The sequence below is a fragment of the Vibrio sp. B183 genome (assembly GCF_000740665.1).
Classification (GTDB): domain Bacteria; phylum Pseudomonadota; class Gammaproteobacteria; order Enterobacterales; family Vibrionaceae; genus Vibrio; species Vibrio coralliilyticus.
In genome coordinates, this window is sequence record NZ_JPQB01000002.1 from 300,882 (window position 1) to 323,870 (window position 22,989).

The window sequence follows — 22,989 nt, forward strand, 5'->3', positions numbered from 1 at the left end:
ATGGAATTGCTGAATGATAACTACCGCCAGAAAAAATCTCGTTTAGAAACAATCATTTCCCAATGGAATGATACAAAAAGATCGTACCCATCAGATAAAACTATTCATCAGTTGTTCGAAGAGCAATGCAAAAAAACACCAAATAACATTGCGTTAGTCCACTCATCAAATACCTTAACCTATACCGAGCTTAACCAAAAAGCGAACCAATTAGCCAGACACTTGCGTCATGAATATCAAGTGCTTACTTCTACTCCCTTAATGCCCAATACACTCATAGCCCTTCGCTTGGACCGAAGCTTAGAGATGGTCATTACCATCCTGGCTGTCTTAAAAGCGGGCGCGGCCTATGTACCGATTGATCCAAGCTACCCCACCGACCGTCTGTCCTTTATCCTAAAAGATACCGACACAAAGTTTCTTTTGACACAAAGTCACCTTGCAACTGGCGTGTCCGATGATATTCATACTCAGCAAATTATTACCGACTTAAATGCCGAGTTTTATAACACCGCAAATACCGACGATTTAAACGTCGCCCTATCTTCACAAGATCTTGCTTATGTTATCTATACATCAGGTACTACAGGGCAACCTAAAGGGGTCATGATTCCTCACCGAGGTATTGTCAACCGTTTGACTTGGATGCAAAACCAATATCCGTTATCTGAACAAGACGTGGTATTACAAAAAACGCCATATGTATTTGATGTTTCCGTATGGGAATTATTTTGGGCACATTGGTATGGTGCCAAGTTGATTATGGCGGAGCCTGATGGTCACAAAGACAGTCGTTACCTTTATCAATTGATAGACAAGGAGCGAGTCACTACTTTGCATTTTGTGCCAAGTATGTTGGATGCATACAACAGTTATTTATTCGCAAATAACTTAGTATTAAACCCCTCTATCAACCAATTATTTTGTAGTGGAGAGGCATTACATACTGCGACGGTAAATCGAACCTATAATCTTTCCGACAACGCTAAATTTAAACTCCACAATTTATATGGCCCAACGGAAGCATCGATCGATGTCACTTATTATGAAGCCCTACCACATCAGGATGTGTATATTGGCAAACCCATTGCCAATACCATGGCATTTGTCTTAGATAGCGAGAAACGCTGTGTTCCAATCGGCACTCCAGGTGAGCTATATATCGGCGGAGCCGGTTTGGCGCTTGGCTATCTCAATCGAAAAGAGCTTAGTGACGAGCGTTTTGTCGAAAATATTTTTGCCACTGACGAGGATATTAACCAAGGCTACACAAAGTTGTATCGAACCGGTGACTTAGCTCAATGGACGGCTGATGGCAATATACAATACCTTGGGCGTAACGATGACCAAGTAAAAATAAGAGGCTATCGTATTGAACTCGGGGAAATCGAATGCAAATTGCGCGAGATCGACACCATTGACCAAGCTTGTGTTCTCGCTAAGTCGAGAAAAACCGAGGCAGGCGCGAGTAAATACCTGGTTTGCTATTACACCTCCATAGCTGGCCATCACACCACAGATGCTCAGATTATTAGCACGCTATCCCACCAGCTCCCTGACTATATGGTTCCAACTGCGTTCGTCCAACTAGCCACATTTCCTGTGACAATCAATGGCAAGTTAGACAGAAAGTCGTTACCAGAGCCCACTTTTAGCTCCCAAGAGAACTACGTTGCTCCGCGCAACGAGCTCGACGCCCAGCTCTGCTCCCTATGGCAAGAAATACTTGGCCTTGAAAAAATAGGTATTCGAGAGAATTTCTTTGCATTGGGAGGAGATTCGATTCTCGCAACACTCTTATCCACCAGAATGAGCGGTGTTCTAAACCGTGAAATCAAAGTTGCCGATATTTTCCACTACAAAACCATTGAAGGAATCTTGTCGGATTGTCCGATTAGGCAAAAAATCGAGATCACTAAACAAGAGGAGCACACGTCTCCCCTGTCTTTCGCTCAAGACAGACTTTGGTTTATTGACAACTATGAAAGTGGCACTTCGGCCTATCATATTCCATGCCTATATCACCTCAAAGATGATGCCAATATTGATGTGGTCAAACAGGCAATACAAGCTGTTGTAAAGCGCCATGAAGCTTTAAGAACCACCATAAAACAGAGCGGTGCTCGTGATGTTCAAGTAGTAAGCAATAAACCTATGTTCATTGAAGAAAAGCAATTAAAGGCTGATGAGGATTTCACACAAAGGCTTCGCGCAGACATTAATGCTCCCTTCGACTTAACTGCTCACTATCCGCTTAAAGTGACTATTTACCGTACAAGCGATATCACACCGACTTACTCGCTGTTAGTCAACTTCCACCATATTGTCTCCGATGGGTGGAGCGTAGATATCTTTGAACGAGATTTTCAGTCTTATTATGATGCTTTCGTCACCGAGACTGAGGTCAGTTTACCGGAACTGCCAATTCAATATCTGGACTACGCTCACTGGCAAAGAGAGTATTTACAAGGTGACGCATACCAAAATCAAATCGACTATTGGAAACACAAACTCGCTGGGCTCCCAACGTTAGAGTTACAAACAGATTACCCTAGACCAAGTAAAGTGAGCTACGAAGGAAAACACGAAACCTTCTCAATTGATACGCTAACAAGCGATGCTCTCAGAGCCTTGGCAAAACAGACAAATTGCACTTTGCATACCATTACACTGAGCGTATTTTCTATTTTACTCAGTAAATATTGTAACCAAAACGATGTTGTTACCGGCACGCCTATTGCCAATCGACATCTCGCACAAACCCAAGATCTGATCGGACTATTCATCAATACACAAGTCAACCGACTACAGATTAACGGCGAAGAGACCTTTATAGAGCTTATTGAACGAGTACAGCTCGACCAGGTTAATGCGCAGCAGCATCAAGACATCCCATTCGAGCGTTTGATGGAAGAGTTACAGGTCGAGCGAGAGCTTTCTCGACACCCGATATTCCAGGTGATGTTCGGTGTTCAGGGCTTTGGACAGGTAGAAACTCAGAGTAAACAAGAAGCGGACAGTCTGTTGCTGCCATTTGCTGACTTGAACGACATCTATGAATATGCGCGCTTTGATATGGAGTTTTTCATCGACGATCGAGCCGATGCACTGCAAGGTATCATCCGATACGCTTCACAATTGTTTAAGTCCAGTAGCATCATTAGCTTGATATCTCGCTTCAAATATCTAGTTGAGCAAATCGTTCAATCTCCTGACACTTGCATCAAAGCCTTGAGTATTGTTCAGCAGCCAGAGTTTAAGCAGCTCACCATTGACTGGAACAATACCGACAAAGATTTTCCTCGCAACAAAACGATTCATCAACTATTTGAAGCTCAAGTGGCGAAAACGCCGGACTCTACTGCCATTGTCTTTGAGGGAACTCGACTCACCTACCGTGAGCTAAATGACAAAGCAAACCAATTAGCAAGGTACATTAGAGCGCAATTTCAACATCGAACTGGTCATCCGCTTAGTGCCAATACATTGATCGCTCTTCATTTAGAAAGAGGGGTCGAGATGATGGTCTCGGTCTTAGCCGTACTAAAAGCGGGAGCCGCCTATGTACCCATTGACCCGTCCTACCCGATTGACCGAACTCGATTTATGCTCGAGGATACCCAAGCAAAACTAGTGCTTGCACTTAACAGCACCATGAATAAAGACCTGGCTGAGCAAACGGGTAGCAAATGGTTAACAGTCGATCTTAGTGAGCCAATTTATCAGCAGAACGATAGCAGTAATCTAGAACCTTACTCCCTAAGCGAAGACCTTGCCTATGTTCTGTACACTTCAGGTACGACAGGTCAGCCTAAGGGCGCTATGTTATCGCATCGTGGTATCGTCAACCGAATTTCATGGATGCAAAACCAATATCCTTTGTGCGAATCGGACGTTGTGTTGCAAAAAACCCCGTATGTGTTTGATGTTTCCGTCTGGGAACTGTTCTGGGCACATTGGTATGGGGCTACCCAAGTCATCGCTAGACCAGATGGTCACAAAGACAGTGATTATTTAAATAGGCTGATTTTAGAGCAGCAGGTGACAACATTGCACTTTGTGCCGAGTATGCTTGAAGCCTATAACGGATTCTTACTCTCTAGTGAGAAAGCTCTCCCTAGCTGTATCAAACAAATGTTTTGTAGTGGTGAAGCGCTAAATAGCGCCACGGTTGAGCAAACTTATGAGTTAGCGCAACGCTCAGATTTCAAGTTGCATAACCTCTACGGACCAACAGAAGCCTCTATCGATGTTACTTATTTTGAGACCAAAGCAGGTAACCCGGTCTCGATAGGAAAACCCATTGATAATACGCGAGTCTACATCCTCGATGAAGACAAACAGCCCGTCCCTATCGGTGCCGTTGGCGAGTTGTATCTTGGTGGTGCGGGACTGGCCTATGGCTACCTTAATCGACCAGAGCTTACCTCGCAAAAGTTTGTCGAAAACCTCTTTGCGACCGAAAGCGATCTACAACAAGGGTACTCCACCCTTTATAAGACCGGCGATTTAGTACGTTGGCTGCCCGATGGAAATATTGATTACATTGGCCGAAACGACGATCAAATCAAAATAAGAGGGCATCGTGTTGAATTGGAGGAGATCACCAACAAACTCCGAGCCGTTGACGGTATCAAGCAGGCCTGTGTTGTCGTCAAGAAAAAAGAGACCACAGCAGGCTCGACGCAGTACTTAGCAGCGTATTACACCAAAGCTGACGATAGCGCCATCAGTGATGAGCTGTTGCTCACCTCCCTTGCCAATGACCTGCCTGACTATATGCTACCAAGTGTCTTTGTTGCGATGGATGCGTTCCCGTTGACCATCAATGGTAAACTTGACCGCCGTTCACTACCTGAGCCGACATTTAACGTGAGTCGTAGCTATCAAGCGCCATCGGATAAAGTCGAAGCGTGTCTGTGTCAAATTTGGCAAGATGTCATTGGTCTTAAACAAGTGGGGACTGGTGACAATTTCTTTAGAATTGGCGGTGATTCGATCTTAGCCATCAGAGCGGTATATTTGAGTAATCAAGCTGGATACCAGATCAGCGTTGCCAATATTTTCCTCTATCCAACAATCGGACAACTCGCGAACTTTGTTCGTGAAAACCAAGGTAATCAACCTGTTGTTGAACTGCAAGATTACCAACCCTTCTCACTGGTTGAGCGCTCACAACTCAGTGATCGAGACTTAGATACCTATGAGGATATGTATCCGGTCAGTTATACACAACTTGGCATCATTTCTGAAAACCTCAAACGTGAACGCCTTGTCCATACCGACAACTTTCACTTCAAGGTCTTACATCCGTATTCACACTCGACCCTCGTGTCATGCCTCAACACTCTTTTACAGCGACATGAGTTATTGCGCTCCGTCATTTGCGCTCACCCTGAGTACAACTATCTGATCTGCGAGAAAAAACAATATAGCGCAGAAGAATACCTAGTCATCCATACGCTCATGGACGACGACTATAACGCCTTTGATGGAGAGTCATTCGGTCACCATTGGTTCGCAACCGATCCGGCAATCAATAATATGGCGCAAACTCTTTTCCAATTGCACATCGTTGTGAATGAGAACGATAACTCAAGCTTTACTGTGGTTGGATTGTTTAACCATGTTATTGCCGATGGATGGAGTTTGAATCTATTTTCTAGCCAGCTAATGGACATGTACGTTTACGATAACCAACCTGCACAAACAGACCGTATGAAATATGCAGAGTTTATTGCGAATGAACAACGATGTGTCACTCAAAGCGATAGTAGAGCTTTCTGGCAACATCACCTTAACGGCTACGAGTTAAAATCGAATTTGGAATTGCATAACCCAGCACAGTGCAACAATCCAAATTATCAAGCACCATTGATTCCCATCGAATCGACATGGATCGACAAGGCCAATACGCTTTGCGATAGGCTCAATATTAATATCGATATTGTTTTCATAGCGGCAACCTATGTCCTGATGTCGAAATTTAAGGCCAACAGTGACATTGCTTTAGGCTACGTACAAAACAACCGCCCAGAGAAACTCGGTTCGGAAAGCACCTTTGGTTATTTCTTGAACCCAATACCAATGCGAATCAATGACACCAGCAACGATCCTGTTCAGTTATTGAACACCATCAATCATGTCCGTTCGCAACTTCTCGAACACAAACTCTATCCCTACCCTTTAATTCAGAGGGAATTAGAGTCCAGTGACACCATTTATAATATGGCGTTTAACTACATTAGCTTTAAAGGGATTGATGAGTTTGCAGGGACAGATATTGATCAATATATGAACACCGGATTAGAAGACGTTCCTGCTTATGTCGAAATTCGCGACATTAAAGGGAAGTTCTACTTACAGCTGAACTTTCAGCAAGACAGTGTGGATGCCTACTACCAGCAATATCTGACTCAGTACTACTTATTCTACTTGGAGACCATCATCAAAGAGGCTCCGATTACCAATCTGATGCCGAACGAATATGAGCGCATTACATCGATTTGGAATAACACGGACAAAACGTATCCTGACACCGCAAGTATTTGCCATTTGTTTGAACAGCAATGTCGAATAAACCCCAATAATATCGCCTTATATTACGATGGCAAAACGCTGACCTATCAGGAACTTAACAGCAAAGCTAATCAATTAGCGAGAGTGATCCAAAAACAATATTTCAACAAAACTCAGTCTCCTCTTTCATCGGGAAGCTTGATTGCAATTTGTATGGATAGAAGTTTGGAGATGATCGTCGGGATCCTAGCCGTTCTTAAGGCCGGAGGCGCCTATGTGCCAATCGATCCAAGCTACCCAGAAGCACGCATAAACTACATTCTTGACGATACTCAAGCTCAATTGGTTCTGACGTTGGAGCATCTTGTTCATGATTGTAGCGATGAAAGCACAATGACCACAGCAACTCACAGCTATCTCAGTGATAAAGCGATTTTCGTGGATTTGACGTCGCCATTTTACAACCAAGAGGACACAGCCAACCTCCCAACCAGCACAACCTCAGATGATATTGCTTACGTCATCTATACCTCGGGAACTTCGGGGCAGCCGAAAGGCGCGCTATTAAGTCATCGAGCATTGATTAATTTTATTAACAACCAAAGTCAGACTATTGGGATTCACGCCGACAGCCGCGTTTTACAATACGCTTCAATTGTTTTTGACGCCTCTGTGTGGTCTACATTTAGTGCACTTTGTTACGGCGCACAATTATTCCTAGTGTCCGATGCTGTGCGTAAAGACAGTAAACTCATTACCCACTACCTAGAACAACATCAAGTTAATATTGCACTGCTGCCACCAGCGTTAGTCAATGTGATAGACCACATCGAGTTACCGCATCTGCAAACCCTGCTGGTTGGTGGTGATATTTGTCTCCCCAAACACATGAATTTTTGGGGACAAGGGCGAAGACTTATTAATGCATACGGGCCAACAGAAAGTACCGTTTATGCCACCATGCATCACTATCAACAAGCCGACAGCAACACCAACATTGGTAAGCCTATCAACAACATGAAAGTCTACGTGTTGGATGCCTATCAAAATCCAGTCCCATTAGGTGTGAAAGGTGAGCTTTACTTGAGTGGTTGCAGCCTGGCTAATGGCTATTTGAATCTACCGGATGTCACTAACGAGAAGTTTGTTAGCAACCCATTTACCACAGCCTCAGATCCCGCGTTGGGATACTCTCGCATGTATAAAACGGGTGACACCGTTAAGTGGCTACCAAACGGCGATTTACAATTTGTTGGTCGCTATGATAACCAAGTAAAAATAAGAGGTTATCGCATTGAAACCGGAGAAATAGAAACTCAGCTACATGCCATTCAAGGCATCAAGCAAGCCTGCGTCCTGGCAAAAAGTAGAATGAACAAAGACGAGGGGAATTATCTGGTTGGATATTATACTTCACACCAGAACTCACAGCTCGATAGTGAAGAGATACTCTCTATTCTTCGAGATCGACTTCCTGAATATATGCTCCCAAGCATATTAATACCTTTGGACACTTTTCCACTAACGGTCAACGGTAAGATCAATAAAAATGCTCTACCTGAACCTAACTCGATCATAAGTCACTCATATACTCCACCCACCAGCAATATTGAGAAACACCTGTGTGTCATATGGCAACAAGTGCTCGAACTCAACAAAGTTGGCATAAACGATGATTTTTTCAAAGCAGGTGGTGAATCCATCTCTGCCATACGATTATCCAACCGCATCACGGCTGAACTGAGCTATCAAGTAAGCGTGGCAAACATCTTCAGCTACCGAACAATTTCGTCTCTTCTCGAAAACGTTCCTTTTCATAAACAATCAACAACTTATGGTGAATTATGATGCAGACAGCTTATCAAGTTCTCGTTTATGCAAACAAAATTGGTATCTCACTGTGGTTGGAGGAAGGCGACAAACTCAAATATAAGGCAACCAATCACCCTGAAACGGCAAACACGCTGAAAGACATAGTGGCGCTCAAACCTGAAATCATTGATTTGTTGAAGCTGAATCATCTCCATAGTGAGAACCATTCTCAGCCTTTTATCTATCGTGAACAAGGGTCTCCAGCAGTGCTTTCTTTTGCCCAAGAGCGACTTTGGTTTATCGAGCAGTATGAAGGAGGGACTAACGCCTATCATGTGCCTAGAGTGTATCAATTACGCCCTGACGCTAATATCAAAGGCATTGAATTCGCACTTCAAACGATCGTCTCTAGACATGAGGTGTTACGCACGACTATCAATGATCAAGATACTGGCGTAACACAATGTGTTCATCAAGACGATTTTAACGTCAGTCGACATGTGGCCGCATCGGAGCATGAGAGACGAGAGGCGATGAGACAGAATATTAATCGCCCCTTTGATTTATCCTCAGAGTACCCAATCCGAGCAACCTTGTATCGTGTAGAGCACGATGGTTGTGCGAGTGATGGATCCGACGCAGACCAAACCGACGAGGCGCAAACACTACTACTGATCAACATGCATCATATCGCCACTGATGGCTGGAGTATGGATTGCTTTATGCGTGAGTTTCAGTTGTGTTATTCCGCATATGTTAATCACCACCCAAGTACCATCGACCTGCCAGAGCTCTCTGTGCAATATAGAGATTACGCTCTGTGGCAAAGAGAGTACTTTCAAGATGACGTATTAAAGACCCAAGTGGACTTTTGGGTAGATAAACTTCAGGGGTTTGAGACTCTCAACCTACAAAGCGATTACTCTCGCCCTAACTATCTGCAATACGAAGGAAAACGTTGTTACTTCCCGATCAACGACGACGTCAGCTCAAAGCTGCAGGCTCTGAGCCAACAGCAAGGCACGACCTTACATGTCATTTTGCTCAGCGTGTTTTCTATCGTATTAAGCAAGTACAGCGGACAAACCGACATTGTCACTGGTAGCCCTATTGCCAATCGACATTTTTCCCAACTTAAGGACAGTATTGGCTACTTTGTTAATACTCAGGTCAATCGTATTCAAGTGGATCCTAAGAACAGCTGCAATGAACTATTTGCTCAGGTTCACTGTGAACTTGCTCAGGCGCAACAGCATCAGGATTTACCTTTTGAAAAACTGGTAGAACTGCTTCAAATAGAGCGAGACCCAAGTCGTCACCCTATTTTCCAAACCATGTTTGGTGTGCAGAGCTTCGGAAAAGTCGCAGAAGACGAAAAACAAAGTCCCCTTATCCCTCGCGATGATATCAACCAAGAAAACGAAATTGCTGCATTTGATTTATCACTCTTCATTGATTGCAGTGAAGCGTGTTTTCAAGGCATGATTTCCTATAAAACCAGTCTGTTTACGCCAGAGACCATCGAACAATTTATCCAACACTATTGTCATGTGTTAGAGCAAATTGTGACGGCACCTGAGCAGTCCATCACCGAAGTCTCCTTACTCACTCAGCAAGAGCGTCAATCTCTCATCGAAATAGGAGAGTTGAATGCGCAGACCGAATGCCACTTCAAGAGTCTTGGTCAATATTTCCTAGAGCGAGTGGAGCAGTCACCGAATCAGATTGCCATTAGCTACGATGAGGTGTCTTTCACTTACCAAGAGCTTAATACCAAAGCAAATCAGCTTGCGGCACATCTACGCAATAGCCTTGACCTTCCACAAAGCACGACAAGTCCAGATCGGTTGAACATCGGCTTATTGCTCGACAGAAGTCCCGAGATGATCATCGCCATGCTCGCGATACTAAAATGTGGCTCGGCGTATGTCCCGATGGACCCAGAGCTGCCAAAACAGCGATTAGAACATATAGCGACAGATACCAATGCCGCTCTCATCTTAACGCTCAATCGTACCGCCTATACCAACAGTCATCAGCAAACCGACAGTAGCCAAGCGACGCTTAAGTCCAGTTATCAGTCTTTTGCCGATAAATTACTGGTTATCGATCTCAGTGAACCCTTTTATCAAACTGAAGTCGATAACATAGAGCCTACGGCTGGGCCCGATGACGTCGCCTACGTCATATACACCTCAGGAACCACAGGCAATCCAAAAGGTGTGTTAATTAGCCACCGTAACATTGCCAGTTTAGTATTTAACGACTTCATCAGCATCGATAGTAGTGATATCTTTGCTTTTCTCTCGTCGCCAGTATTTGATGCTGCGACCTTTGAGATTTGGACCCCGCTATTACATGGCAGTCAATTAGTGGTGCCAAGTGACGCTAAATCGATACTGGCTTGCCCTGACGAGTTTCGTCGCATGTTGGATACCCATAAAGTCTCCAAACTTTGGCTCACCAAAACACTGTTTGAAAACTTATACTCCATCAAACCTGACTTATTCGCCCAACTTGATTGTCTGATTATCGGTGGCGAGGCGCTGAACAAAGACGTCATTAATGATCTTCTGCAATCACCTTACAAACCGACGCATATACTTAACGGTTACGGACCTACCGAAAGTACAACCTTTACTTGCGTTCTCTCGATAGAAGAGCCGATTACCACAGCGAATGTCTCCATTGGTCGCCCCATACAAGGCAGAAGCTGCTACATCCTAGACAAGGATCGAGCACCTGTGCCCGTTGGTATCGTTGGCGAGCTTTATATTGGTGGTTTGGGACTTGCTGACGGTTACCTCAATAATCCTGAACTGACCCAAGAAAAATTCATCGCGTCTCCTTTTCACAATCGAGCACATGCACAGCAAAAACTCTATAAGACAGGGGATCTTGCTCGCTGGTTACCTGATGGTTGCATTGAGTACATCGGTCGGCGTGATGGTCAGGTAAAACTTAGAGGTTACCGAATTGAACTCAGTGAGATAGAAAATCAGCTCAAAACTTTATCTGGTATTAATCAAGTAGCAGCATTGGTGACGACTAACCAAATTGGCAGTGGCGACAATAAAGTGCTCGTGGCCTACTACACGACCAATAAACAGCAATCCATTACCACCGATACCATTACCGCTCACCTACAAGCACACTTGCCGGAGTATATGATTCCAAGCGCCTTACTTGAACTTGATGAGCTCCCTCTCACCATCAATGGTAAGTTGAATACTCGTGCGCTAGGTGACATTAGCATTGTCTCCGAAGAAAACTACATTGCACCCAATAGTGATTTGGAAAAAGAGGTCTGCCAAATATACGCGCAGGTTTTGGGGCTGACCACTGAACAAATCAGTGTTAACGCCAACTTTTTTGCTATTGGTGGAAATTCGATTCTTAGCATTCAGTTAAAACACCAGCTTAATAAACTTGAAGAGTTTCGTACGCTTTCTATTGCCGACATATTCAAGTACAACACCATTAATAAGCTCATTAAGAGCCTTGGTCATGCCAACGAAAATAGCTACAAATTACAGAAAACACACCATAACACCGATCATAAAATAGCGATCATTGGCCTATCTGGAAGCTTTACTGGCGCTGAAAATATCGATGATTTGTGGCAGTTAATCGAGACTCAACAAGAAGGCATGACTTTTCTCAGTCAAGAAGAGTGCCAAGAGCTTGGTGTCAGTGAAGCCACTCTCGCGGACGACAACTACGTGCCCATCTCGACTCATATCCAAAACACCGAACAGTTCGATCCGCTGTTTTGGGGCATGTCCCCCAATGAAGCCAAACTCCTCGACCCGCAAATACGAAAATTTATGGAGCACAGCTGGGCGACATTAGAGTCATCGGGGTACATCACTCAGCGTAAATCTCAGCTGATTGGTGTTTTTGCCGGCAGTGGGACCGATCATTACTTCCAAAATAACGTGATACAAAAAGCCCATGCCGGCGAAGTTGACATGTGGGAAGCCTCGGTGGCAAACCGAAAAGACGCACTCGCCACCAAAACCGCTTACTTCCTTGGTTTAACTGGCCCCGCTAATTCGATCAACACCGCGTGTTCAACTGGGCTGGTTTCCATTGTGGAAGCGTGCCGTAATCTCCAGCTAGGCACTTGTGATATGGCGCTCGCTGGCGGTGTTTCACTGGTCATGCCGGAAGAAGTTGGTTACACCTACAGCGAAGGGATGATCATGGCCCGTGATGGTCACTGTCGACCTTTCGACCACGATGCTTCAGGAACGATTCCCGGCTCTGGTGTGGCTGTTGTGTTGCTCAAACCCTTAACCTCGGCAATCAAAGACCAAGATAATATTCTTGGTGTTATCAGTGGCTACGCGACGAATAATGATGGCGATAGAAAAACCGGATATACCGCGCCCTCGTTAATTGGTCAAAGTGAGTGCGTGGTCAACGCTCATAGGATGGCGAACATAAGCCCTAAAGACATCGACTACATCGAATGTCATGGCACGGCGACACGCCTTGGCGATCCCATTGAAGTACAAGCGCTTAAAGAAGCATTTGATCATCAGCGTTCTGATAGTGACGTGCTCAGCACAACGCGTTTAGGAGCCATTAAAGCAAATATTGGTCATACGGATGCGGCATCAGGCACTGTGGGAGTGATTAAGATCGTCCAAATGCTGCAGCATCAAGTGATGCCAGGGCAAACTAACTACTCAAAAGCCAACAGCGAACTCAACTTACCCGATACCTGCTTTGAAATTAGCCCACAAAACACTCCGTGGGAACCAACAAAAGCTAAGCACCGAGTCGCAGGTGTGAGTTCCTTTGGTATTGGAGGAACCAACGCCCACGTTGTCATCGAGGATTTTGCAGCACAACCCAAAACAAAGACAGAGAAAAGCGATGAATCGCTAGCAGAGCAAACCGCTCCGAAGATAATTCCTATCTCTGCGAAGTCTCGCTCTTCGTTAGAAAGCTATCGAGCCTCATTATTGAACTATGTCGAAAACAACATAGATAAGCCGGGATTGCTTGATGATTTGTCCTTCACGCTCATTAATAATCGCGAGCCGTATCAATATCGAAACGCATACGTAGCAAACTCTTGTCATGAGCTGGTTCAAGCAATAAAAGCGGACCAATCATACAGTGAAGTTAATTTGGATCTCGACAACCATGTTATTTTTATGTTCCCGGGACAAGGTACGCAATACCTTGATATGGGGAGAAAACTTTACGACAGCGAGCCAGAGTTTGCCCGCACTGTTGACCATTGCATTGCGTTAGCCAATCCATATTTGGCAGACAATCTACACCATGTGCTGTTTAGCCAAGATGAGCAGCCACCCCACAACATCAACGATACCGAGTGGACACAAATCTGCTTATTCGTCATCGAATACTCACTCGCCAAGCTTCTACAACAAATGAACATTGAAGCCGACGCCTACATGGGACACAGTATCGGCGAATATGTTGCTGCAACGCTATCCGGTATTTTTACCCTAGAGGATGCCATTAAAGTGGTGATTGCACGCGGGCAATTGATGCAATCTATGCAACCAGGGAAAATGCTTGCGGTACAAGCGAAGCTCAGCCAAATCGAGTCTGCGGTTGAGAGCCATCACTGTGAAATTGCGGTGATCAATTCTCAACAAGATATCGTTGTCTCTGGCCTGGAATCTGACATTCTGGCACTGCAATCTCACTTCGATAAAGCGGAGATTGCGTCAATATTCTTACCGACTTCACACGCCTATCATTCTCGAATGATGGATGAGGCGGCGGACAAGTTCAAACAAGTCCTCTCAACCATCGCTATTGATGAGCCATGTAAGCCTTTCGTCACCAATCTGACCGGTGCAATGGCTACCTCCAATGTACAGTCAGCTCAATATTGGTGTGACCAATTGAGAAATGCCGTTCGTTTTTCAGAGTGTATTGAAACCATCAGTCAATATTTTGATGACAAAGTCACGTTCATCGAAGTCGGCACAGGCAAAGGACTCACCTCTTTTGTCAATAAGTACATGACGTCAACCGATCGCAAGTCTATTCATGCGTTTAATACTTTGCCTTCACGCAAAGGCAGCGCCATGCTGGATATCAAATGCAAACTGGACTTAGCGGCCATTCTATGGAAAAACAATCAATATTCAGCCGCAGACCTAAATACGTGTCTGCATCACTCTAGCGCGACAAACCTCGCAGATTGTCCGACATATCAATTTGATCACTACAGATGCTGGATGGAAAAAAGTCTCAACGTAGCGTCTCAAAACAAATTGGAGTTATTAGACAAAAGCCACTGGTATAGCACACCACAATGGGCGACCTGCAAACCTTTACGCCACGGAAGCTGCGAGCCCCTTTACCATAATGCGTTGATAATAATAAGAAATCACCAGGAACACAGTAATATCTATTCATCACTTGCAACGTCTAGCACTGTTGTAAATCTGGATATTCAACAATCCGAATACTCGGTTTATGACAACCAAATATTTATCAACCCTGAAAATGAAGACCATTTTGTACAGTTACAAAAACACCTAAACCATGGCCAATATGATGCGATTATTCATGCCGCGTCCGTTGATAACCACGAGCAACTTGAACCCGGACTGAGCTATAGTTTCTATTCGCTTTTCTTGACTAGAATGTATTTGCTCAATAATCCACAGCTAAAATCGCTACTGGTTGTGACAAACCAGCTCGCTCAAATTAGCAATACCGAGACGATTAACTCAAGCAATACAACCCTCGTAGGGGCGGTTCGAAATATCAAACACGAATACGCTCACGTCAATGTCGGGCTCATTGATATCGATACTATCGGACAACGAAGTGCGCAGTACATTAGTCAAGTATTTGCCAATGGTGCGCACTATCATTCAAGCCATTTGTTTGCAGTTAAGTACGGAAAACTTTGGCAACAAAGCTACCATCTTGTCGATGCTATGGATCCCATTGAAGAATCGATTATTGCTGACAATGACACCATCTTAGTGACGGGAGGCATGGGCGGCGTAGCGCTGAGTATCGCTCTGGCTATCTCTGAAAAACATCGAGTCAACTTCGTGTTAATCAGTCGAAATGACATTGGCAATGAAACAGCACCTTCACGCTACATTCAACAAAAGCTGTCCATGATAGAACAGATTAAAGCGAATGGCTCAAGTGTCTCTATGCATGCATTAGACATTGCTGATCCTAACCAACTCAATAGCAACTCACTTGAGCACCTCATTGCGACTCATATTGATGGCATCATCCATACCGCAGGCGTCTCGCCGCTGGCGGCAACAGAGTATGACATCAAAAAAGTGAAATCCGCCTTCGCGGGGAAAGTGTACGGGCTTGACAACATACTACGCAGTGTCGATCTCACGAAGCTAAGGTATCTCGCGTCGACCTCATCGCTCGCCAGTATCATGGGCGACGTCAATCGAATTGAATACTGCGCAGCCAACAGCTACCTTGATTACCTTGCCGCAGATACAAATCGATTCAGCGATACATCGGTTATTGCCATAAACTGGCCTGGATGGTCTGACATTGGCATCGTCAGAAATCATGATGATGACATCTCTCATTCCACGAATACCGCACTAAAAAATGAAAGTGCTCTTGACGCGTTGATGTCACTGAACTCGGTCAAACAGCAAGAAGGTGCGTCCATATTCTACGACCTACTTCAACAGCCCTACGCACAGATTATCGTCTCTAAACTCGACGTGAACCGTCTTGAAGAGAAACTATTCCCACCTTTGTCTGCACAAGAGGCAGACTCGTGCGACGGTGTGGAGATTGTGGAAGAATCCTACTCACAACAAGAGGCAGAGGTCGCCCAACTCTTCGCGGACATTTTAGGTGTTGAACAACTTTCGTTAGAGGATGACTTTTTTAGAATCGGAGGTAACTCGATTCTCGCGATTCAACTCTCACACAAACTAAGTCGAACTCTAGAAAGAAATATCAAAGTTGCTGATGTTTTCAAACATAGAACGGTCAAAAATATCCTAAGTTCGCTCCCCACAGAGCAGACCATAGACATTCCTATTGTTGAAGGCAATCGTGCGACTTTATCCTTTGCGCAGCAACGCTTATGGTTCATTGAACAGTATGAACAAGGAACCAACGCGTACCATATACCTACTCTCTATCAGCTCAAACCAGAGGTCGATAGCCAAGTGTTAAAAGCGGCGCTATCTGAGATAGTCGCAAGACATGAGATCTTAAGAAGTGTGATTGAGCAAGATGATAACGCCGAGTTAGCCACACAAGTGGTGCGTGATAAAGCACTGACTATCGATGAAGTCATCGTGCCTGACATCGCCAGTTTGCACTCAATGATTTCACAAGACAAAGCACGACCTTTTGACCTCACTCATGACTATCCGATAAGAGTGAAGCTTTACGTGCTCAATCCATCTAAAGAACAACACTGTCAGCCTGAGCAAGCCCAGCTGCGCGTTCTACTTATCAACATGCATCATATTGCAACCGATGGTTGGAGTATGGATATTTTCCATCGCGAGCTTTCAGAACTTTATCAAGCCTACAGCACGGAGCGTCCAGCCGATCTGGCCTTATTGCCAATTCAATATAAAGACTTTGCCCAGTGGCAACGCCGCTATGTGCAAGGTGATGTTTTAGCGCAGCAACTTGAATATTGGAAGACAAAGCTCACTGGCTTCTCAACACTAGAATTGCCGACTGACTATCAAAGACCGATTCAAGTGGACTACAAAGGAGATCACCAAAAATTCACGCTGAATCAAGAAATGAGTCAAGCTATCAGAAGATTAGCGAATGAAAAACAGACGACGGTACACACCGTATTGCTTACGGCCTGCTCAGTATTGCTCAGCAAACTTGCGAATCAGAACGACGTCATAACAGGATCGCCGATTGCCAATAGGCATTATTCGCAAACAAAAGATCTGATTGGGTTGTTCATCAACACCCAAGTAAACCGAGTCACCATCGAACCACATCAGACGTTTGACCAACTCATTGAACATGTTCATCAAGATCAAATCGATGGCCAGCAATATCAAGATGTTCCGTTTGAAAAACTGGTCGAAGAACTAAATATTGAGCGAGACCTAAGTCGACATCCTATCTTTCAGGTCATGTTCGGGGTTCAAAATTTCGGGCTCGGCGACGAAAACAAAGATGACGCCAATTCCCCGTTATTACCTTATCAAGATCAAGACCATAGTGAGGAAATCGCTCGCTTCGATTTAGCGTTATTTATCAACGATGGTGGCGATGAGATTCAAGGGCATGTGTCGTATAAAACCAGCCTATTCAGCGCAACCACTATCTCAAGCTACATCGAGTATTTTGTCGAGCTATTAACAAACCTTATTCATTCTCCTGGGCGAGAAGTACAGTCATTGTCACTACTGAGTCATGCTCAACGTGACACTATTTTACTAGATTGGAATCGTTCCAAGTTCAGCTACCCTAGCCAGTCTACGATTGCTGAATTGTTCCAACGTCAAGTTGAACTCAACCCTAATGAAGTCGCACTGGTGTATCGTGAGTCACAACTGACGTATCGTGAGCTCAACAGCAGAGCCAATGCCTTAGCCAATGTTTTGCGTCAGAGTTACAAACAACGTACAGGGACCGACATCCAACCAGGAACGCTCATCCCCTTATGCTTTGAGCGCGGTTTAGAAATGGTCATTGCCATACTTGCGGTCTTTAAATCTGGCGGGGCTTATGTACCTATTGACCCTCACTACCCGAAAGAGCGCATCGATTACATACTCAACGATATTAGTGCCAAATTGATTGTTGCTAATCGCCGCTTTGTACAAAGTAATCAAAGTCATCCCTCACCGGACTTACCGCAGAAATCCGGTGTAGATGCACCTCTGTTTTTTGACGATTTTGCCATAGCGGCGGATCTCGATGAGCCTTGCTACCAAGACCCAATCTTGTCGAATCCACCTCCCTTCTCGGCAGCCAATGATCTTGCTTATGTCATTTACACGTCGGGAACCACAGGCAATCCAAAAGGCGTGATGGTTAGCCATCGTTCACTCGCCTATTACACGCATGTTTTCATCAAGACCGTCGAGGTCGATACCATCAACTCAGCATTTCTATTGAACTACTGTTTTGATGCATCCTTACCGACTATCTTCTCTGGTTTGCTGACTTCAGGAAGAACAACCATACTCGATAACCTCAATGAGTTTACTTCACAGGATTTTGTCGCTTACCTAAAATCACAAAACATCAATACGTTACGACTCACTCCATCCATGTTGATGTCCTGTAAAGATGAGCTCGTCACTTATGATCAACCACTGAGTTTGGTGTTAGGTGGAGAGCCTATTCACTGCGATGTGGTGAATCAAATGCTCGCTAACGACAACGTAAAACTGTTCAACCAATATGGTCCGACTGAATGTACCGTCGGAAGCACCGTGAAGCCCATTAGCACTGCCATTGCTATACAAAATATTGGTCAGCCCTATCCAGGGAAACGCGTTTACATTCTTGACCAATCTCAACAGCTTTGTCCTATTGGCCAAGTTGGTGAACTGTATATTGGAGGAGAAGGACTCGCTGAAGGCTATTTAAATCGCTCAGAGCTGAATCAACAGCGCTTTATTGACAACCCATTCAGCTCTGATGGGGACAAACAGCATGGTTTTACTCGACTGTACAAAACAGGCGACCTTGCACGCTGGCAACCAAACGGTGATATCGAGTATTTTGGCCGCAATGACGATCAAGTTAAGCTACGCGGTTACCGAATTGAGCTTGGGGAGATTGAACATGCCATTGTCGATATCGATGGTGTTGAAGAGGCGTGCGTATTGCTGCAAAAACAACAAACCGGCTCTCAGCAGCGCCAATACTTGATTGGTTATTATCGACTTGAAGACCATGCTCAGCTAACTGAAACCATGATTTCTGAACAATTATCGCAAAGACTTCCGGAATACATGCTCCCTACCCATATGGTACAACTCGAGTCTTTCCCGCTTACTCCAAACGGAAAACTCGATAAGAAAGCATTGCCTATTCCAACGTCCGCCCCACAGGAAACTTATGAGGCCCCAACCAGCGACATAGAGACTGAAATCTGTGCTATTTGGAAAGAAACATTAGGAGTAGAGCTAGTAGGTGTCACCGATGACTTCTTCAAAATAGGAGGCGATTCTATCAGCTCAATACAAGTTGCTAGTCGGATTCGCAAAATTGGTTTCAATTGCCAAGTGAAAAGCATCTTCGAGTATAGAACCATACGACGACTCTGTGAGCATCTAGGCAGTACTCAAGCGCAAATCGAAGTACTCACTGAACAAGGTACGCTAGCTGGCGAAGTCGGCTTACTTCCTATCCAAGAGTGGTTTGTGGCTCAAGTTCGCTCTGGGAACATTAAGAACAAAGAGCATTGGAATCAGAGCTTTATGGTCAAAGTTCCAAAACTTGATGTCAAAAAAGTCGCTAGTATCATTGGTGAACTTATCGAGTATCACGATATGTTACGGGTGAGATACACCTTGGAAGACTCAGTCTGGCGACAACATTACCATGACTCAATCGTGCAACCTGAGTTAAAAGTCGTCGATGTAAACCACTACACAGAAAGTGAACTCAATGCGCTTCTTACAGAGTGGCAAAGTCACTTTAATTTAACCCACGGTCCGCTTTTCCAAGTCGCTTACCTTCACGGGTACCCAGACTCAAGCGCAAGGCTTTTCTTTGCGCTTCATCATTTGATTGTTGATTCGGTCAGCTGGCGCATCGTAATAGATCATATCAAAACCCTATATTCAGGAGGCTCACTTGAGAAAAAGGGAACCAGCTACCGACAATGGGTGAACGAGATACGCGACTACCCAAGACAGCGCCCGACAGAAGATCGTTTCTGGAAAAAGCAGGTTACTGATCTTCCGAATTATCGAATGCTGCTCGACGTTGCCGACGATCAACCCGCACAATATCATGAGATATCCATATCGGCAGAGTTAACGTCGACACTGGTACAGATAGCCAACAGACCGTATCACACTGAAATCAACGATCTTTTGCTTGCAGCGCTCGCCTTTACACTGCAACATGTCACGGGCGTCACCCAACATGGCATTACTTTGGAGGGACATGGACGAGAAAATATCAGTGAGGCGATCGACCATAGCCACACTCTTGGATGGTTTACCAGCAAATTCCCGGTAAAACTAGCAACGAATAGCGAAATAGGAAAGACGATTACGACCGTCAAACACCAGCTGAGAAGTATTCCTAATAAAGGCGTCGGGTTCGGAGCTTTTGCCTGCGATCCATCAACGGGCAGCTACAGCTTTAACGATTTACCTGAGGTCAGCTTTAACTATTTAGGCCGATTTGACTCAAGTGAAGGAAATTGGCAGGTGGTGAACGAAGATAGTGGCCACAGCACCGCGAACAACCAAATACTAAATATCATCAATATCAACGGGATGATAAGTGATGGGCAGTTGCGCTTTGGCATCCATTCTAAAATGTCAGATGTCCAAGCTAAGGCGTTCTCTGAGTCATTAAAGACCGAGCTTGAGAACATTGTTTACCACTGCTGTGAGGAAGACAAACGACTTGGGTACATCGCTCATCCAGAAAGCTTCAACGATTTTGTTCCGTTTGAGGTGGTCAATGAAGATATCGCCCAAAGCCCTATTTTCATTCTTCCTCCAGGTGGTGGCGGTGCCGAGTCTTTCTACAACAACTTAGTGCCTGATTTGGCTGAGAAAAAGTTAGTGTTATTTAATAACTATTATGACTTCCTCAAAGCCAAACAGGGTGACAGTTCAGCAGATCCGCTGACATTTGAAAGACTGGCTAAATTCTATATCGACTACATCAAGCAGCTACAAGCTGACGGGCCATATACCCTAGTGGGTTGGAGTTTTGGTGGGTTATTAGCGTTTGAAATCACCAAACAGCTTTCAGACTTAGGCGATAAAGTGAACCATTTGATCTTGCTTGATTCTTATTTCAATTATCAAGAAGCATGGAATCATTCATTATTCACCGACGTTTCTAAGTTTGAAAACAACGTCAACTACCAGTATCAACCAGAGCGATTTAACGCGCCTTACCCGCTAGACATCACCTTGTTTAAAGCTAAGCAAGTTGATGAGCAGCCGATAGCCGACGGATTAGGAGATAACAGCTTTGATCCAGAGTATGCACAAAAGTACAAAAGCATTCATGCATACTATGTAAATCAAGTGGAAGACAACCATATTAATCAATATGTGAGCCAAGCGAACCTACATATTGTCCCTATGGAAGCTTCTCACAACAACTGGGTCAATAATCACCAAGTCATACAGCAGATCGTCAGTAAGATAGCGATGACATCTCAGTTAACGGATCAACATAGCGATGAGTGATAAGGTAAAACTCTTTTCCCTATGTATGGTGTTGTTTATTGACGCCATTGGCTCAGGATTAATTCTCCCCATTCTTCCTGAGCTATTCCTCAACCAAGACTATGGCTTGCTGTTGGGCTATGGGTTCCATCATACCAGCCTTATATATGGGATAACGCTTGCCGTTTTCCCATTGGCGAGTTTGTTTGGAAAATATTTACTGGGTGCCCTATCGGATCACTTTGGCAGAAAGAAAACCATTCTCGCTGGACTAAGTATTATCTTGTTGTCTTACTTACTGAGCATCGTTGCCATCGTGATTGATAGCGTGCCTCTCTTTATTCTGGCTCGCTTCATCACCGGTTTTGGTGCGGGAACTTACACCGCAGTCTACGCCATGATTTCCGACGTAAGCAAAACGCTGGATAGCAAGATGACCAATTTCAAGTGGCCCGCATTAGCTACGGTGTTAGGGTTTATTGTTGGACCAATTCTTGGAGGCACGTCTAGTATTGCTGAGGGGCCGCTTTCTCTCATTATTCCATTTGGTGTTGGTTTCATACTGACTTTGCTGAACATACTCAAGGCCAAATCTTCCTTAATCGAGACGCTAAAAACAAACCCGAATAGCAATATTAGTTTGGTTAATTTTATTAGTGAGTCATACCACTATCTATTGAACATTCGGCACAACCCGAGAGTAACATTATTACTAAGCAGTTATTTTTTCTTGCAGCTTGCCATCGGTTTATATGTTCAATCTATAAGCCTTTATCTGGCGAAAGTGCACCACTTCACGACTCACCAGATCAGTTTCTTTTACGTTATTATGGGCTGTGCGATATTATTGAATACAGTTTTGATACAGAAGCGACTTCAAGACAAATCGAGCCCACAAGGGATTCTCGTTGGCATTTCGCTGTTTGGAGCAGTGGTCTTTGTCTTGCTAGAGGTCTCTCGAGTCATGCTCAATGACAATATTGTGCTGTTGTTCGCTGGCTCGTTTTTTATCTACCTACTTTTAAATCTAAGTATCAATATCTACACCGCCACCTTATCGCAACACTCACCAAAGTCTGAGCAAGGTAAGCTTATTTCATTAGCGGGGCAAACTTATTCCTTAACCTGGTTTATTGCAAGCCTGCTAGGAGGTGTCATGGTAATGAACAAAGCGTCCCTACTCTTTTGCAGTGTCTTTCTAGTGATCAGTTTATTCTTCATTATTCGCTTTAAGCATTTAGAAAACATCAGCTCACGCACCGTAGCAGCCGAAAAATACCGACAATAAAAC

General features: G+C 44.5%; 3 protein-coding genes. All 3 read left to right on the forward strand.

Annotation, left to right across the window (positions count from 1 at the left end; all coding sequences use genetic code 11):
* The 3 genes from IX95_RS01575 to IX95_RS01585 are packed head-to-tail and all read left to right on the forward strand — an operon-like array spanning position 1 to position 22,986.
* Positions 1-8,367: a non-ribosomal peptide synthetase gene (locus IX95_RS01575; protein ID WP_038156224.1), complete on the forward strand. Its 8,367-nt coding sequence runs from the start codon at positions 1-3 to the stop codon at positions 8,365-8,367.
* The gene (locus tag IX95_RS01580; protein WP_200876928.1) at positions 8,364-21,719 is read left to right on the forward strand and encodes a non-ribosomal peptide synthetase/type I polyketide synthase; all 13,356 of its coding nucleotides are present in this window, start codon (positions 8,364-8,366) and stop codon (positions 21,717-21,719) included. The genes IX95_RS01575 and IX95_RS01580 overlap by 4 nt, the downstream gene beginning before the upstream one ends.
* Entirely contained in the window at positions 21,712-22,986 is a 1,275-nt protein-coding gene (locus IX95_RS01585) for an MFS transporter (RefSeq protein WP_038156227.1), read from the forward strand. The genes IX95_RS01580 and IX95_RS01585 overlap by 8 nt, the downstream gene beginning before the upstream one ends.
* Positions 22,987-22,989 lie beyond the last annotated feature (3 nt).

Bases quoted from the DNA above. Each gene is read 5' to 3' on its own strand.
- IX95_RS01585 (WP_038156227.1), top strand. From the start codon at position 21,712: ATGAGTGATAAGGTAAAACTCTTTTCCCTATGTATGGTGTTGTTTATT.
- IX95_RS01575 (WP_038156224.1), top strand. From the start codon at position 1: ATGGAATTGCTGAATGATAACTACCGCCAGAAAAAATCTCGTTTAGAA.
- IX95_RS01580 (WP_200876928.1), top strand. From the start codon at position 8,364: ATGATGCAGACAGCTTATCAAGTTCTCGTTTATGCAAACAAAATTGGT.